Consider the following 16,245-nt stretch of genomic DNA (forward strand, 5'->3'; position numbering starts at 1 on the left):
TTGCCGTTTCGGCAACGATTCGTGGCAAATATTGTAATTGTGCAGAAATATCGGCGGCCGCACGATCGGCTCAACCGCTTTCGACAAACCCGCGCTTGCAGAGGAGACACGCTGTTGACCCGTGATATCGCCATTCAAAATGCGGCCGGCCAGTACGATTCCGGCCGGTTTCTCGACGACCTCCGGCGCCGCGTCGCGTATCGCACGGAGAGCCAGGAGGCCGACAGCGGCGAGCGCCTGCGCGGCTATCTCGACGACGAACTGACGCCGCTTCTGACGCAATGGGGCTTCGCATGCCGCGTCGTCGACAACCCTGCCAAACGCGCGGGCCCGTTCCTGATCGCGCATCGCCATGAAGACGATGCGCTGCCGACCGTGCTCAGCTACGGCCACGGCGACGTGGTGCGCGGCTACGACGCGCAATGGCGCGACGGCCTGACGCCGTGGGACGTGACCGTCGACGGCGAGCGCTGGTATGGCCGCGGCACCGCCGACAACAAAGGCCAGCACAGCATCAATCTCGCCGCACTGAAGTCCGTGCTCGACGCGCGCGGCGGCAGGCTCGGCTTCAACCTGAAGCTGCTGTTCGAGACCGGCGAGGAAGTCGGTTCGCCGGGCCTGCATGAACTGTGCATGCAGTTGCGCGACGAGCTGGCCGCCGATGTGCTGATCGCCTCCGACGGTCCGCGTCTTTCCGCGCACCGCCCTACCGTTTTCCTCGGCTCGCGCGGCCTCGTCAATTTCAAGCTCGAACTGAAGCTGCGCGACGGCGGCCATCACTCCGGCAATTGGGGCGGCCTGCTGCGCAATCCGGGCGTCGTGCTTGCGAACGCGATCGCATCGATGGTCGATGCGAACGGCAAGATCCTCGTCGAAGGACTACGCCCACCGGCCATTCCCGACGCGGTGCGCCGCGCGCTCGCCGATATCGGCGTAGGCGGCAATCCGGGCGAGCCGGCCGTCGACGCCGACTACGGCGAGCCCGGCCTCACGCCGACGGAGCGGGTGTTCGGCTGGAACAATCTCGAAGTGCTCGCGTTCCGCACCGGCAACCCCGACAAGCCCGTCAACGCGATTCCGCCGCATGCGATCGCGTACATGCAGATCCGCTTCGTCGTCGGCACGGACTGGCGCAACCTCGAATCGATCGTGCGACAGCATCTGGATACGCACGGCTTCGGCATGGTCGAGCTCGAAGTGGAGCGCGGCGCGCCCGCGACACGCGTCGATCCCGACAACGCATGGGTCCAGTGGGCGCTGCGCTCGCTGCGTCATACGACGGGCGAAGAACCCGTGCTGCTGCCGAACCTGGGCGGCACGCTGCCCAACGACGTCTTCGCCGACGTGCTCGGCATGCCGACGCTATGGGTCCCGCATTCGTATCCCGGCTGCTCGCAGCACGCGCCGAACGAACATCTGCTCGGCCCCGTCGTGCGCGACGGGCTGCGCATCATGGCCGGTCTCTTCTGGGACCTCGGCGCGACAGGCTCCGACGCATCCAATCCCGCACCGCATGTTTCGACAACCCTTGCATGAGGACGTCGCAATGAGCATTGACTCCGTATCCGCGCATCACGCCTCCCACGGCGCGCAGGCAGCCTCGCACGCGCCGTCGCGCGCGAGCGTCTCGCGTCTGATCATCGCCACGTCGATCGGCAACGCGCTCGAGTTCTACGACCTGATCGCGTACGGCTACTTCGCGACCACGCTGTCGAAGCTGTTCTTCCCCGTGCACAACGCGACGGTATCGCTGCTGCTCACGCTCGGCACGTTTGCGCTGTCGTATCTCGCGCGGCCCATCGGCGCGCTCGTGCTCGGCTCGTACAGCGACCGCAAGGGACGCAAGGCGTCCCTCACGCTGTCGATCGCGATGATGACGCTCGGCACGGGCATGGTCGCGCTGATGCCGACTTATGCGGCGATCGGCATTCTCGCGCCCATCGGCATTTTCCTGTCGCGGTTGTTGCAAGGCTTCTCGGCGGGCGGCGAGTTCGGCAGCTCGACGGCGTTCCTGATCGAACACGCGCCGCAGCGCAGCGGCTTCATGTCGAGCTGGCAGTTCTCCAGCCAGGGCATGAGCACGCTGCTCGCGTCGGCGTTCGGCGCGGTGCTGACGGGCATGCTCACGCAGCCGCAGCTCGAAGGGTGGGGCTGGCGCATTCCGTTCCTGTTCGGCATGCTGATCGGACCCGTCGGCCTGTATATCCGCCGGCGGATCGACGAGACGCCCGAGTTCGAGCGCATGGAAAAAGCCGAATCGCCCGTGCGCGAGCTGCTCGCGACGCAGAAGTCGCGCGTGCTGGTGTCGATCGGCGCGCTGGTGCTGACGACGACGGCCAACTACATGATCCTTTACATGCCCACCTACGCGTCGCGGCAACTCGGCCTCGCGCCTTCGTCGGGCTTCATCGCGACGCTGATCGCCGGGCTCATCGTGACAGTGCTCACGCCGTGCGTCGGCCACTGGTCGGACAAGGTGGGCCGCACCCGCATCATGCTCGGCGCGGGCGTGCTGTTCTTCCTGACGGTGTATCCGGCGTTCATGTTCATCAACGCGCATCCGTCGCTGCCGACGCTGCTCGCCGCCGTCACCTGGGTCGCGCTGCTGAAGGCCACCTACTTCGCGCCGATTCCCGCGCTGATGGCCGAACTCTTCCCGACGCGCACGCGCACGACGGGCATGGCGATCGGCTACAACATCGGCACGACGGTGTTCGGCGGCTTCACGCCGCTCGCGGTCGCGTCGCTGATCGCGCTGACGGGCAACAATCTCGCGCCCGGACTGTATCTGATGCTCGCCGCCATCGTGAGCCTGCTGACGCTCGTCTGGGCGCGGGCACGGCTCAACGCGCATTGAACCGGCGGGCACGATCGTTCGACGCAATCGACCGCACGCAAACACTCACGAACACGCAAGGAAGCAGGCACGCATGCAACACGATTTGCCACAGGAAGTCCGGGACGCGATCCAGTTTTCCGTCGATCACGAATCCGCATGGGATCGCAACGCCGATGGCAAGTTCGGCGTGCACGTGAATGATCCGCCGCCCTGGAACCGGCTGCTCGGGCCGATTCACGATCGCGGGCCGGTGTCGGGCGCGATTGCCGTCGACGGCCGGCTGGTCGCGACGTGGGGCGAGCCGGATCGCGCCGATCTCACGTTCAGCATCGCGAAGACGTATCTGGCGCTGCTCGCCGGCGTCGCGCACGATCGCGGCCTGTTGCCCGACCCCGACGAGCCCGTGCGCATGCGCGTGCCGGGCATCGGTTTCGACGATGCGCACAATGCGCCTATCACGTGGACGCACCTGCTGCAGCAGACGAGCGAATGGCAAGGCACGTGTTTCGGACTGTCCGATCAGGCCGATCACTACCGCGCGGTCACGTTCGGCGATCCGCCCGACGGCAGGAAAGGCGACTTGCGCCAGTTGCAGCGTCCCGGCACGTACTGGGAATACAACGACGTGCGCATCAACCAGTTGTCGCTCGCGCTGCTGTATCTGTTCGGACGGCCTTTGCCCGAGGTGTTTCGCGAGTCGGTCATGCGGCCCGTGGGCGCGAGCGAGAACTGGCAGTGGGTGGGTTATGACGACGCGTGGGTCGAGATCGGCGGCGCTCGCGTGCAGTCGGTGCCGGGCGGCTCGCACTGGGGCGGCGGGATGTCGGTCAGCGCGAACGATCAGCTGAAGGTCGCGCAGATGCTGCTCGACGATGGCCTGGCGAATGGACGCCGCGTGCTGTCGAGCGAATGGATCACACGGATGCGCACGCCTTGCGCACTCGCGCCTTTCTACGGCGCGCTGGTGTGGCTCAACACGGGACGGCGCGTGTTTTCGAGTGTGCCGGAGTCGAGTTACTTCGGCGTCGGCGCGGGGAGTTCGTTCATGTGGATCGAGCCCGAACGACGGATCGCGCTGATCGTGCGCTGGCTCGATTCGCAGTTCGCGGACTCATTCTTCGGCAAGATGCTTCAAGCCGTCGATGCGGTGTGCTCCCGATAACGCGCGCGAATTGATGTACGCGATGCGCGGCGCCGCCGATGCTTATCGCGGCGCACGCATCACGCGTTGTCTCAAGCGATGCCGCATCGACGGCTACATCGCCCGTCCGACGATCAGCGGGTCCACGGGGCCGATCACACCGAGGTCGCGATTTGCATACGGCAGCTTGTGCAGCACGAAGCGCATCGCATTGAGCCGCGCGCGCTTCTTGCAATCGGAACGCACGACTGTCCACGGCGTGTCCGCCGTATCCGTATGGGTGAACATCGCCTCTTTCGCTTGCGTGTACTCGTCCCATTTGTCGAGCGACGCCAGATCGACGGGACTCAGCTTCCATTGCTTGAGAGGATGCACCTTGCGCTCCTTGAAGCGCCGCGCCTGTTCCTCACGGCTCACCGAGAACCAGAACTTCACGATATGGATGCCGCTTTGCGCGAGGTGCCGCTCGAACGCGGGCACCTGCTGCATGAACGCGGTGTACTCGGTCTGCGAGCAGAATCCCATCACCCGTTCGACGCCTGCGCGGTTGTACCATGAGCGGTCGAACAGCACGATCTCTCCCGACGTCGGCAGATGCTGGACGTAGCGCTGAAAGTACCACTGCCCACGCTCCTGTTCCGTCGGCTTTTCGAGCGCGACCACGCGTGCGCCGCGCGGATTCAGATGCTCCATGAAGCGTTTGATCGTGCCGCCCTTGCCTGCCGCGTCGCGCCCTTCGAAAAGAATCATCACGCGCTGGCCCGTTTCGCGCACCCACGCCTGCAGCTTCAGCAACTCGACCTGCAGGCGATACTTCTGCTTCTCGTACGCCCTGCGCGACATCAGGTTGAGATACGGATAGCCGCCCTCGCGCAATGCGGGAGACAACTCGTCGTCGGGATGCCGGCTCTTCTTTGCCGACCACGTCGCCGGATTGCCTTCCAGCAGCAGACCGCGCAATGCGCTCACTTCGTCGGCGGACATGCCGTCCATCAGGGCCTTGACGGAATGGAGCAGCGTGTCACCGTTCTGGTCCTGGCTTTGCCCCGCGTGTGCTTCAAGCACGGCTTGCACGCTGTTGGCAAGCAGGTCGTTGGCGGCCGCGACGGCGTGGCTCGTCTGCGAGAGCTCCACCGATTTCGCCGTGTGCCCCGGCATCACATCTCCGCGCGATGCGCGGCGCGCACCGGGTTCATGTGGTGCGTGCGCCGGCGAAGGCGCTTGCTGCATCTGTACGTTTGGATTGTCGTGCTGCGCTGTCAACTTCATTGCCTCCCGTTGGCGTTGAACTCCGAACCGCCCGCATGTTGCGGCGCGCCTTTTGCGCGCGCATGCCGGCGCTCACATCTCTTCTTGCCGCTGCCGGCCGTCACGCGGCGGCGCTGGCTTTTCTGAGGATCGCGTACAGGCTGTCCTTGATCCGCAGCTTTTCTTTCTTGAAGGCTTCGATGCGGATGCTATCGGTGGGCGCGACACCCGTCTCCATGTTGTGAACCTGATGATCCAGTTCGTTGTGCCGCTCGAACAGCCGGGCAAAATGCGCGTCTTCGTTCTTCAGGCGCGAGATCAGATCGCGATACTCGGGAAACATGGCCACTCCTCGTACGGTGTCGGTTATTCGCTCGGGATCATTGTCGCACCGGGAATAGCCTTCTCAAATAATACGGATGGCTAATTACTGTGTCACGTGGTCGCATTCAGGACGCTGCAAGGGCAAAGCCGGTGATCTGCATCAACGGATATCGTCACCATCCGGCGCGATCGAGCGCTGTGAGGATCTTGTACGCGGCAGCCACTCTGTCTTCGATCGGGAAATTTCTGTTCGCGAGAATCACGATGCCGAGGCGCTTTGCCGGAACGAAAGCCACGTATGAACCGAAGCCATTGGTCGAACCCGTCTTGTTGATCCAGACGTTGTCCTGCGGCGCGAGAGGCGGCTTGATTTCGGTCACGGGCGTCGCCTTCAGGGCCATCGACGGGCCGTTGCCTTCCAGCAGCGACTTCAGCGCGACGGGATACGGGTACTGTTCCCAGATCAGATCCTGAGTCATCGGCCCAGCTGTGAAGTAGCCGGTGTGCGTATCACTGATCGCGCGTTGCAGCTGCGCGTCGAGTTTGAGCAGCCCCATATTGGCGTCGATGAAACGGAGCATGTCGGCGGCCGTCGACTTGACGCCGTAGGCTTGCGGCGCAAGCACGCCGCCCGCCATCCGGATCGGCTTGCCGTCCTTCGTGTAGCCTTGCGCGTAATCGGCTGCCCGATCGACGGGGACGTCGATGAAGCTGTTCTTCATTCCCACTGCGGGAAAGAATCGCCGCTCGATCAGCGCCGTGAAATCCTGTCCCATGCTCTTCGCCGCGATCAGGCCAAGCGTGCCGATGCCGGGGTTTGCATACGTGCGATACGTGCCCGGCGCATACGTGGGACGCCACGCGTTGAAGTAGCTCATCAACTGGCTTTCGTCGTGGATGTCGTCGGGGACCTGAAGCGGCAGGCCGCCTGGCGTATGCGTGCCGAGATTGAGCAGGCTCACGCGGCCGAACTGGCTGCCGCGCAACGACGGCAGATATGTTCCGACGCTATCCGACAGCGTGAGCCGATGATCGACCTGCGCCCAGGCCGTCAACGTCGCCGTGAACGTCTTGCTCACCGAGCCCAGTTCGAACAGCGTGTCGTTCGTGACGGGCGCACGGGTTTGCGTCGATGCAACGCCGTAGTTGATCACCCACGGCTTGCCCGCGTCGATGATGCCGACCGCGACGCCCGGAATCCTGTTCTTCGCCATCAGCGGACGGATGGCCTCGTCCACCGCGCGCTGGACGCGGCCAGGCGGCGCATCGGCCGCCTGGCTCGCGCCCGGCATCACGCACAGCGCGCCGAGCATCGCGGCCGCGACGGGTAGCGCCGCCCTCCCCGCGCCCAACGCCCGAGATGCAACATCAGCTATCGCACTGCCCCATACCGTCATCGTGAACCGTCGCCGCGTCATCATTGCGTCTCCTTGAAGAGCCGCCACTATCGCGTTTCCGCGCCCCGCTGACAAACGATGATAAATTGGCCGACACCCCAGAAAATCTTATGACTCGATCATGCGACCGTATCTGCCATTGAATGCGCTGCGCGCCTTCGAATCGTCGGCCCGGCACCTGAGCTTCACGCGCGCCGCGCTCGAACTGAACGTCACGCAGGCGGCCGTCAGCCAGCAAGTGAGGATGCTCGAGGAAAGGCTTGGCGCGACGCTCTTCAAGCGCCTGCCGCGCGGGCTCGCGATCACGGATGAAGGACTCGCGCTGCGCCCCGTGCTCAGCGATGCGTTCGACCGCATCGAGGCCGTGCTGCGCCAGTTCGAAGGCGGCCACTTTCATGAGGTGCTGACGGTCGGCGCAGTCGGGACGTTTGCAGTGGGATGGCTGATGCCGCGCCTGAAGTCGTTCCATGACGCGCATCCGTTCGTCGAGCTGCGGATGATGACGAACAACAATCTCGTCGATCTCGCCGCGGAAGGTCTCGACTTCGCGATCCGCTTCGGCGATGGCACCTGGCCCGGCTCGCGCGCGCTGAAGCTGTTCGACGCGCCGCTATCGGTGCTGTGCGCGCCCGAAATCGCGCAGAGGTTGCGCACGCCCGCCGATCTCGCCGGCGAAAAGCTCTTGCGCTCGTATCGCGCCGACGACTGGTCGAACTGGTTCGCCGCGGCGGGCCTCGCGCCGCGTCCCGTGCGCGGGCCCGTATTCGATTCGTCGCGGCTGATGGTCGAAGCAGCGATGCAAGGCGCCGGCGTCGCGCTCGCACCGGCGTCGATGTTCGAGCGAGATCTGGCGATGGGCCGTCTCGCGTGTCCATTCGACATCGACGTGCACGCGGGCAGCTACTGGCTCACGTGGCAAAAAGGCAAGCCGGCGACGCCCGCGATGCGCGCGTTCAATCAATGGATCGTGCATGCAGCGGGCGAAACGAGCCGACCGCCTGAGGACGGCTTCGCGCAGATGACGGCGGCGCTCGATCCCGTCGAGCACAAGCCTCACCCCGGCGATGCATCGTGACGACGCGTGCCGCGAGACCACGAAGCGCCACCAAAGAGGATCACATCTCCGTCAGATGCGCAGCCGCCGACGTTTCGCGCGGCTGTCCGCCGAGCTTGATGGGCGGCACCACCATCACCGACAGCACCGCGCCCAGGCAGATCACGAAGATCGACAGAAACGTCAGATGCAGCGAGTGATGCAACGCCGAGCGCACCAGCTCGTTGCCCGCGAGCGCCGCCTGCGCCGCGCCGGGCGTCGCGTCGAGCAGCGAGCGCAACTGGTCGGTCGTGATCGACATGCCCTTGAAATGGCTCAGCCCGAAGTTCAGCACCGCGCCGAAAATGGCCGCACCGAGCGTGCTGCCCAGATTGCGCGCGAACAGGTTCGACGCCGTCGCCGAGCCGCGCTGCAACGGTTGCACGATCTCCTGGATCAGCATCAGCGAGCTGACGCTCACCATCCCCATCCCAAGGCCCATCACGAGCGAGCCGACGCCCGCCAGCACCGGCGAGCTTTGCGGATTGAGCACGGCGAACGCGATCGCGCCGAGCGGCAGAAAGAAGCTGCCGCCGACCAGCGTGCGCCGCAGCCCGAGCCGATGAAACGCCTTCGCGGCGAAGGTCGCGCCCGACGGCCAGCCGACCATCATCATCGTCAGCGCGAGGCCGGCGACGACGGGCGACTGGTTCAGCACGCCTTGGACGTACATCGGCAGAAAAGTGGTGAGCCCCATCAGCGCCATGCCCGACAACACGGTCGCGACATTGCACGCGGCGATGGGACGATGGCTCCACAGCGAGAACGAAATCATCGGTTCGGGCACGCGCCGCTCGTGCCACACGAAGAGCGCCGAGCTCACGACGAAGAGCGCCACTTCGAACAGCGCGCGGCCGTCGTTTTCCGAACCGGCATCGGTGAGCGCCATCATCAGCGCGCCGATCGCGACGGTGAACAGCAACGCGCCCAGCATGTCGATCGACGGACGCTGATGGCGCTTCTCTTCATGCAGGTACGAGAAGAAGCCGTACGCGGCGAGGATGCCGATCGGCACGTTGATCCAGAAGATCCACGACCACGACAGATCGCGGATCAGCAGACCGCCCGCCATCGGTCCGACCACGGCGGAGATCGCCCATACGCTCGCGAGATAACCCTGGATCTTGCCGCGTTCGCGCGCCGGATACAGATCGCCGACGATGGTCAGCGTCACCGGCTGGATCGCGCCCGCGCCGAGGCCCTGGATCAGGCGGAACACGATCATCGCGGGCATCGACCACGCGAAGCCCGCGCCGAGCGAGCCGATCAGGAAGATCACGATGCCCACGAGCACGGTCGGCTTGCGGCCGTACAGATCGGCGAGCTTGCCGAACACGACGGTCATCGCCGTCTGCGCGAGCAGGAACGACGAGAAGACCCAGCTATAGAGGCGCAGTCCGCCGAGTTGCGTGACGATCTGCGGCATGGCCGTCGATACGATGGTGGCTTCGATGGCCACCATCGCCATCGACGCCATCACGGACGCGATGACGAGGGGACGCCTCGTCTGAGGATGATTCGACATGGGGAGCGATGATGTGGAGTGCGCCGCGCACACAAAAACCGAAAGCCTGCTGAAACCCCGCTGAAACACGGGTTCCGCGCGAGCCATACGGTGCGGGCAAAGAAAAGTATGCTACCGCTTAATTCAGTTTCTTGCACTTGGTTGTGCGTGCATCCATGCGTTCTTTCTTGCGTTCGTTCTTGCGCCCGCAAGTCCCGCAAGTCGCGAGGGTCATGAACACCCCGCCGCGAGCCGACGCGCCAACGCCTGCGCGCCCGGCATGTCGAGACGCAGCGATGCATACGCGCTGCGCTTCACATCGTCGGGCAAAGTCCAGTCCCACTTCTCGTTGTCGATGTTGCCGATTGCGCGCAATGCGTCGCGGGTCTGCGCGGGCGTCAGCGCCGCGATGCGTTGCAGCGCGTCCTTCACCGAATCCGCGCCCGATGTGCGCACGCTGACCGTCGGCCCCTGGTTCCATGCATCGAGCCCTTCGGCGCGCAACAGCACAACGAGCGCATCGTTGATCCAGTCGCCGGACCATGTCGCGAGTATCGTGGTGCCGCCGTGCGTGAACACCGCGCGCGAGGCCAGTTCGTTCGACGCGAAAAAGCGCCGCGCCTCTTCGAGCAGTTCGCGGCCCGTCGCATCGACGAACACGACGGGCTCTCCATCGTTCAGCACATTGAACATCTCGCGCCGCACTTCGTCGTGCACCAGCGAGCCGCCTCCGTCGAACACGGGCGGCACGCCGCCCTGGTCCGGCTTCACGTAGACGGTCTTCTTGCCGGCGTCGACTTCCTGCACACGCCAGCGCTGCCCGCCGAACACGATGCCCTGGCCCGCCGTCAACGGCCGCGACACGGGCAGCGAACCCAGCACCTTCGCGCCGGCGATGATGCGGAACTCGTCGTCGGTCGTGAACGACGCGTAGAACTCGTAGTGATTGACGAGCCGCTCGCCTGCCACGCCGTGCAGCAGCAAGCCGCCCGCTTCCTGCACGAGCAGATCCTTCGCGCCGAGGCTGCGCAGGATGGCCGCGAACGTCGCCTTGTCGATCGCACCGAACGGGCCGCTCGCGACCAGCGTGTCCCACAGTTCGCTCGCCGTCGCGCCGCCGCGTTCGGCGATGATCGACAGCACCTGCTGCACGAGCGTCGACGGATGCATGCCGCTCGCGCGCGGCGGCTCGAACCAGCCGCGCAGCAGCAGATTCACCATCGCCACCGATTGCACGAGGCTTTCGCGCAGCCGGTCCGACAGATCGGCGTCGCTGTGCAGCTCGGCCTCGACGCAATAGCAGCGCAGAATCGCCGCTTCGCCCTTGCGGCGTCCCGAGCGTCCGAGCCGCTGCCGCAAGCTCGCGACCGACGGCGGCGCGCCCACCTGCACGACGCTCTTCACCGCGCCGATGTCGATGCCGAGTTCGAGCGTCGTCGTGCAGACGGCGCTCGCCGGCCGGTCGCCCGCCTTCAGCGCCTGTTCCGTCTGCTCGCGCAATTCCTTCGACAGGCTGCCGTGATGCGGCCAGAACTCGTTCGGATAGCCGTCGCGTTCGCACGCGCGGCGCAACAGGTCGGCGTAAAGTTCGACCTGCCGGCGGCTGTTCGGAAAGATCAGATTGTTCGAGCCGCGCAGCGCCTTGTACATATGATTCGCGACTTCGACGGTGCTGCCGGGCACGACGTCTTCGAGACCGGGATTCTCGATATCGGGCTCGAAGTGAATGCGCGGCGGCTTCTCGACATAGCCCTTGATCAGAATCTTCAGTTCCTGGCCCGCGCTGCCCGATTCGATGATGTGCACGTTCTGTGCCGCTCGCGGCCGCAGAAACTCGGCGGCGAGCCGCATGTCGCCGAGCGTCGCTGACAGGCCGACGCGCGGCACGCTGCGCGCGCACACGCGCTCGACACGCTGCATCAGCGACTGCAGCTGCATGCCGCGCTCGGAGCCGATGAACGCGTGCAGCTCGTCGACGACGACATAGCGCAGCGCGCCGAACGTCGCCGCCAGCGACGAGCCGCGCGTGACGAACATCGCTTCGAGCGATTCGGGCGTAATCAGCAGCACGCCTGCGGGCTTCTTCAGAAAGCGCTGCTTGCGACCCGACGATACATCGCCATGCCAGCCGGTGACGGGAATCTCCAGCGCTTCGCACAGATCGTCGAGCCGCGACCACTGATCGTTGATCAGTGCCTTCAGCGGACTGATGTAGAGCACCGACCCGCTGCACGGCTCGTCGCGCAGCAGGTTCGAAAGAATGGGGAGAAACGCGGCTTCCGTCTTGCCCGCAGCCGTCGCCGCCGCGATGATCACGTCGCGGTCGGCATCGATCAGCGCGGGCACCGCGCGCTCCTGCGCGTCGCGCAGCTCGGTCCAGCCTTCGCGCCAGATCCAGCGGCGAATGCGCTCGTCGAGCAGATCGAAGCTGCGCGAATCAGCTGAGCCGGAAGCTGGCGAGCTCATCGTCGCTGTCGGGAGCGGCGTCGTTGACGATGTCGGCCGCGCCGCCCGTGTCGCGCTCGATGTCGAGGCCACCGATCAGCTCGCGCCAATCCGCCGATGGGTTCTGCTCCAGCACGGCGAGAAAATTGATGAACGCGGTAATCGTCGTACGCGGCGTGCGGAAGTACGCTTCGCCCAGACGCGTCGCGCAGTGCGCCATGAACGCGGGAATCGCTTCCTCGGGCACGAGCGCCTTGCTCGCGTCGCCGAATGCATAGACGAGGCGCAGCTTGTCGAGCAGCACGTAGAAGTCTTCCGGCGTGAGCGCGGCGAGACGGATCACGGGGCCGCTGTAATCGACGAGCCCGTTCGTCGCGAACGCGTTCTCCGCGAGGCGCGATTGCAAGGCGGCATAGCTGTACAGGCCGCGGCGCGTATCGAGCAGAAACTCCGGTGTGCCGCCCAGCACGAAGCCGAGACCTTCCGCCGTGCCTTGCAGCGAATCGTTCAGGATGCGCAGCAGCTGTTCGTAGTTCGCGTTGCGCGCCTGCAGGTTCGCGAGCTTGTACAGGTTCACCATTTCGTCGAGACACACCATCAGGCCGCTATAGCCCGCGAGCCGCACGAAACGGCCAAGAAGCTTTAGCTGGTCGTACATGTTCGCGTCGTCGACGATCGTGCGCACGCCGAGCGCCTGGCGCGCGTCGGTACGCGTCGAGAACTCGCCGCGCAGCCAGCGCACGGCATCGCTCTTGAGCTTCTCGTTGCCTTCGTCGAAGCCGCGGCAGTATGCGGCTATCACATCGGCGAAATCGTAGCCGTTGACCATCTCCGTCAACTGCGAGAGCTGCGCGCGGATCACTTCGTCGCTGGTGCGGCCCGTCGCCTTCGCTTCCGTCTTCGCCTGGCCGATGAACTTCTCGACCACGCCGGAGAGCGCGCCGCCTTCGGGCTTCGTGCGCGTCGCCATGTTCTTCACGAGCTGCGCATACAGCGAGCGCGCCTGGCCGCCCGACGCATGCAGACGCCGGTCCGGGTTCAGATCGCCATGAACGGTGACGAGTTTTTTCTCGAGCGCAATCGCGCGCACGAGGTTCAGGAAAAACGTCTTGCCTGCGCCATACTCGCCGACGACGATGCGAAACGCCGAGCCGCCGTCCGCGACGCGTTCGACGTCCTTCAGCAGCGCTTCGAGTTCGCGCGCGCGGCCGACCTGGATCAGATGCTGCCCGATGCGCGGCACGACGCCGGCGCGCAGGGATTGCAGGACCGCGTCGCGGTCTCTGGGGCGAATCGTTGTCATGCAGCCAACCTTTGTGCGACTTCCTGATTGATTTCGACGGGATCGTCGCCGTCCGTGAGCGGCTCGTCCCAATGATCGAGCGACGCCTCGTTTACCTGTTCGATCGCGCCATCCAGCATCAGTTCGAGATGCGACGCGGCGGTGGCGAGTTCGGCGCGTGTCCACGACGCTCGCGTCACGAGCAGCCGCAGAAAGGACGAGTGCGCCTCGTCGAGGCCGAGGAGCTGGGCTTGCGTTTCATCGTCAGTCCGCGTGGTTTCAGACTGCGCTGGTTCATACGTTTGCTGCGCATCAGGCGCGGACGTTGCCGGTTCGGCCAGCATTTCGCGTTCCTCGTCGCGGACGGTTTGCTCCGCGTTCACTTCGACGGGCGCGGGTTGCTGCGCTTCCATAGGGTGGCTGTGCGCCGCACCGACCTCCCCATGCGCCTCTTCGACGAACACATCCGCCAGCATCGCCGATACGCGCGCCGTTTCCTCTTTCAGCGCGGCGATACGCGTCGCGTCGAGCGCGAACGCCGGCTTCGGCGCGGCGTGCTTCTGCACATCGGCGTGCTTGTGCGCCCTCGCGTTCGCGCCCGCCGTCGATGCCGGCGCGCCGCTCGCGTGCTGATGCAGATCCGTATAAAGACGCTGCGGATCGATGCCGAGCATCCGGTACACTTTTTCGAGCAGCCTCACTTCGTCGCGCGACACGACACCGTCCGCGTTCGCCGTATGCACCAGAAACGATGCGATCGTCGCCTTCACGTCCAGCGGCAGCGGCTCCAGCTTTTTCTTCAGCCCGGCAGCGGCCGTCGGTTGCGCAAGTTGCACGAGATTACGCGCTTTCAGCCGCGCGCGCTGCTGCGCTGACAGATGCGGCCACTGCTCGATCTGCCACTCGATCACGGCCGTCTCGCGTTGCGTCGCGTCGCCGTCCGCGCGTGCAACCGTCGCGGCCAGATCGACGATGATCGTCGCGACGTCGTATGCATCGTCGGTATGCAACGGGGCCGCATCGGGCTCGATCGCGAACAACGCGACGGCGTCCGTCGGCTTCGGCGTGCGCGCGCCCAGGCGCACGTCGGGTTCGACGGCGATGCCCGCCTCCGCCAGCGCCGTGGTGAAGACGACGGCCTTGTCGCGCGTCATCTTGCCGCCCGATTTGAAGCGCGCGAGCACCGCGCCGAACGTGCTGACGGCCGTCTCGTGCGCGATTTCGGCGGCGAGTGCGTCGATTGCATCGTGCGTCGCCTGCGGCCACATGTTCGCGGGCAGCATCAGCGTCGCTTCGAGCGTGCCCTGCGCTTCGGGATAGCGGCCGAGATAGCGGCTGTAAGCATCCAGCGCCGCAGCGCTCTCGTGCATCAGCAATTGCAGCTTGTTGCGCGTGCCGTTGACGGCCGCGATATCGGGCAGCCCGACCAGAAAACCCGGCACGGGCACGCTCTTCAGCGCGCGGAACGACGGCTGCGGCGATGCGTCCAGCTTCGTCCGGTTGGCGGGCAGGATCATGCCGTCGCCGAAGCGCTCACGATACTGACGCATGAACACGCGATCGAATTCCTCGGGGCAGCGCGCGACGGCCGTGCGCCGCACCATCATCGGATCGAGCTTGACCCACGCGAGCGCCCAGTCCGCCGGCAGCGGATGCTGGTCGAGCGCCGCCTGGCCGAACGCGACGCGCACGTTCAGCGGCACCTGATAGCCCGTCGCCAGTCCGTCCGGCGCAGCCTGCAGATACATCCGCGTACGACGCGACGCCATCAGCGAAAGCGCATCTAGCAGACCGCGCACGTGTTTTTGCCATGCGTAGTTCGCATCGAGATTCAGCAGGCGGCGCAGCTCTTTGGCGATTGCGTTGAATTCGTCGCCGCTCACCTTGCCCGCGGCGCCGTCGACGAGCACGCGCCGCTCCAGCCCGTACAGGTAGAAGAACAGATAGCCGGTGTGGATCTCGGATTTCCTGCGATCGGATGCGAGCCATTCGACGTACGTGCGGCGCTGCGCCGGCGTGAGTCCGCCGTAACTGAGCGCGGCGCTGCCGAGGCCCTCGGTCGGGTCCGCGCCCTCGCGAGCGAGATCGAAGCGCGCGTCGATCACGCATGCTTCGATCGAATCGGCGTGCGAGCGCTGCACGTCGCCCGTGTAGAAAAAGCCTCCCTCGACCGCGATGCCGTCGATCTCCACGCGTTCGCCGGGCGCGATCCAGCGCGCCGACGAGCACAGGGATGTATGCACAGACGGCCGCGCGCCGCCGGGCGCGGGCCGGATGCGGTAGGCGTCGGCCGGCGTGCCGGATTCGGTGATCGATGCAAACGGCTCGTCGTCGTATGAGCCGGGAGAACTTGTCATGAAATAGCCTGGCTCAGCGTGAGCCTTGTGAGATCCAGATGAAAACTGCGACGCGAAACGTGACGCCAGAGACGGCAGCGGCGCGGAGGAAGACTCGAGCAGTTCGCGGGCACGCCTTGCAGGGGCACGCGGCACGGCGCGCGACGTATTCTTCGCTGCAAGCCTGATTGGGAACCAACGATAGCCGGCCAAAAGGGCCACGCCAGAACGATCGGATGGACGATCCTCACATGGCCATCCGACGCAAGAACGGCAAGCCCGAACAGCACGCCAATGACGACCGCCGCGCACCTCCCGAGACTGCTTCGCCTGCGGCTCATTCTTCTCCCGTCCGCCGCCGGCAGCCGTCGCCGCCGCGGTCGCGACCTGTTTTAACAGTTGATTATATTATCTTTTCCAGGATCGCTCAGACGCCGTTAAACGCCTGTTTGCGACGCGCCGCGCGGGGAACGCATTACTAATTCGCGCCTCGACAACGAGCATCTGATTACAGGTGACTTGCGTGCGGGAGCGCACGCGGGTCTCATACCCAAATCGCATATTTTCGAGGTTTGTTTCGCGAACTGGAGTAGACTGGCGCTGTGTTGACCGCGCCATCGGATGCGCACAGATCCG

The 16,245-nt window shown here is 65.3% G+C and carries 11 protein-coding genes; 4 read left to right on the forward strand and 7 right to left on the reverse strand.

Annotated elements, in window-relative coordinates; genetic code table 11:
• The first annotated feature begins 114 nt into the window (after positions 1 to 114).
• The 3 genes from GCT13_RS32180 to GCT13_RS32190 all read left to right on the forward strand — a co-directional run bounded on the left by GCT13_RS32180 (position 115) and on the right by GCT13_RS32190 (position 4,001).
• Positions 115 to 1,536 carry a M20 family metallopeptidase gene (locus tag GCT13_RS32180; protein WP_152765084.1) on the forward strand — a complete coding sequence of 474 codons (1,422 nt, stop codon included), beginning with the start codon at positions 115 to 117 and terminating at the stop codon, positions 1,534 to 1,536.
• Between the two features lie 10 nt (positions 1,537 to 1,546).
• Complete coding sequence (locus tag GCT13_RS32185) at positions 1,547 to 2,857, forward strand: MFS transporter (RefSeq protein ID WP_152765086.1); 1,311 nt, start codon at positions 1,547 to 1,549, stop codon at positions 2,855 to 2,857.
• Between the two features lie 73 nt (positions 2,858 to 2,930).
• Positions 2,931 to 4,001, forward strand: coding sequence for a serine hydrolase domain-containing protein (locus GCT13_RS32190; protein WP_152765088.1), 1,071 nt, complete (start codon positions 2,931 to 2,933; stop codon positions 3,999 to 4,001).
• A gap of 93 nt (positions 4,002 to 4,094) precedes the next feature.
• Here GCT13_RS32190 and ppk2 read toward each other — a convergent pair whose 3' ends face one another.
• The 3 genes from ppk2 to ampC form a co-directional block, all read right to left on the reverse strand.
• A complete protein-coding gene (gene ppk2, locus GCT13_RS32195; RefSeq protein ID WP_407670892.1) occupies positions 4,095 to 5,210 on the reverse strand; it encodes a polyphosphate kinase 2 in 1,116 nt (371 codons plus the stop codon).
• A gap of 139 nt (positions 5,211 to 5,349) precedes the next feature.
• The gene (locus tag GCT13_RS32200) at positions 5,350 to 5,571 is read right to left on the reverse strand and encodes a YdcH family protein (RefSeq protein ID WP_090872688.1); all 222 of its coding nucleotides are present in this window, start codon (positions 5,569 to 5,571) and stop codon (positions 5,350 to 5,352) included.
• 154 nt (positions 5,572 to 5,725) lie between these two features.
• Positions 5,726 to 6,844: a class C beta-lactamase gene (gene ampC / locus GCT13_RS32205; RefSeq protein ID WP_227747118.1), complete on the reverse strand. Its 1,119-nt coding sequence runs from the start codon at positions 6,842 to 6,844 to the stop codon at positions 5,726 to 5,728.
• Between the two features lie 226 nt (positions 6,845 to 7,070).
• Between ampC and GCT13_RS32210 the strand changes: the two genes are divergently transcribed.
• Positions 7,071 to 8,024 carry a LysR family transcriptional regulator gene (locus GCT13_RS32210; RefSeq protein WP_227747114.1) on the forward strand — a complete coding sequence of 318 codons (954 nt, stop codon included), beginning with the start codon at positions 7,071 to 7,073 and terminating at the stop codon, positions 8,022 to 8,024.
• Between the two features lie 40 nt (positions 8,025 to 8,064).
• On the opposite strand, the gene GCT13_RS32215 is transcribed toward GCT13_RS32210, so the two are convergent.
• From GCT13_RS32215 to GCT13_RS32230, 4 genes are all read right to left on the reverse strand, one after another.
• Positions 8,065 to 9,567, reverse strand: coding sequence for an MDR family MFS transporter (locus tag GCT13_RS32215; protein WP_152765092.1), 1,503 nt, complete (start codon positions 9,565 to 9,567; stop codon positions 8,065 to 8,067).
• A 210-nt stretch (positions 9,568 to 9,777) separates the two neighbouring features.
• Positions 9,778 to 12,012, reverse strand: coding sequence for a DEAD/DEAH box helicase (locus GCT13_RS32220; protein WP_152765094.1), 2,235 nt, complete (start codon positions 12,010 to 12,012; stop codon positions 9,778 to 9,780).
• Complete coding sequence (locus tag GCT13_RS32225) at positions 11,984 to 13,294, reverse strand: ATP-binding protein (RefSeq protein ID WP_152765096.1); 1,311 nt, start codon at positions 13,292 to 13,294, stop codon at positions 11,984 to 11,986. Before GCT13_RS32225 ends, GCT13_RS32220 begins: the two co-directional genes overlap by 29 nt.
• Positions 13,291 to 15,630 carry a tellurite resistance TerB family protein gene (locus GCT13_RS32230; RefSeq protein ID WP_152765098.1) on the reverse strand — a complete coding sequence of 780 codons (2,340 nt, stop codon included), beginning with the start codon at positions 15,628 to 15,630 and terminating at the stop codon, positions 13,291 to 13,293. Before GCT13_RS32230 ends, GCT13_RS32225 begins: the two co-directional genes overlap by 4 nt.
• Positions 15,631 to 16,245 lie beyond the last annotated feature (615 nt).

It is taken from the genome of Paraburkholderia franconis, from assembly GCF_009362735.1.
GTDB classification, from domain to species: Bacteria; Pseudomonadota; Gammaproteobacteria; order Burkholderiales; family Burkholderiaceae; genus Paraburkholderia; species Paraburkholderia franconis.

What these genes read in the sequence shown, in the direction of transcription:
- GCT13_RS32200 (WP_090872688.1), bottom strand. Translation starts at nt 5,571, where the DNA reads ATGTTTCCCGAGTATCGCGATCTGATCTCGCGCCTGAAGAACGAAGAC.
- GCT13_RS32185 (WP_152765086.1), top strand. Translation starts at nt 1,547, where the DNA reads ATGAGCATTGACTCCGTATCCGCGCATCACGCCTCCCACGGCGCGCAG.
- GCT13_RS32225 (WP_152765096.1), bottom strand. Translation starts at nt 13,294, where the DNA reads ATGACAACGATTCGCCCCAGAGACCGCGACGCGGTCCTGCAATCCCTG.
- ppk2 (WP_407670892.1), bottom strand. Translation starts at nt 5,210, where the DNA reads ATGCAGCAAGCGCCTTCGCCGGCGCACGCACCACATGAACCCGGTGCG.
- GCT13_RS32220 (WP_152765094.1), bottom strand. Translation starts at nt 12,012, where the DNA reads ATGAGCTCGCCAGCTTCCGGCTCAGCTGATTCGCGCAGCTTCGATCTG.
- GCT13_RS32190 (WP_152765088.1), top strand. Translation starts at nt 2,931, where the DNA reads ATGCAACACGATTTGCCACAGGAAGTCCGGGACGCGATCCAGTTTTCC.
- GCT13_RS32210 (WP_227747114.1), top strand. Translation starts at nt 7,071, where the DNA reads ATGCGACCGTATCTGCCATTGAATGCGCTGCGCGCCTTCGAATCGTCG.
- GCT13_RS32215 (WP_152765092.1), bottom strand. Translation starts at nt 9,567, where the DNA reads ATGTCGAATCATCCTCAGACGAGGCGTCCCCTCGTCATCGCGTCCGTG.
- ampC (WP_227747118.1), bottom strand. Translation starts at nt 6,844, where the DNA reads ATGCCGGGCGCGAGCCAGGCGGCCGATGCGCCGCCTGGCCGCGTCCAG.
- GCT13_RS32230 (WP_152765098.1), bottom strand. Translation starts at nt 15,630, where the DNA reads ATGACAAGTTCTCCCGGCTCATACGACGACGAGCCGTTTGCATCGATC.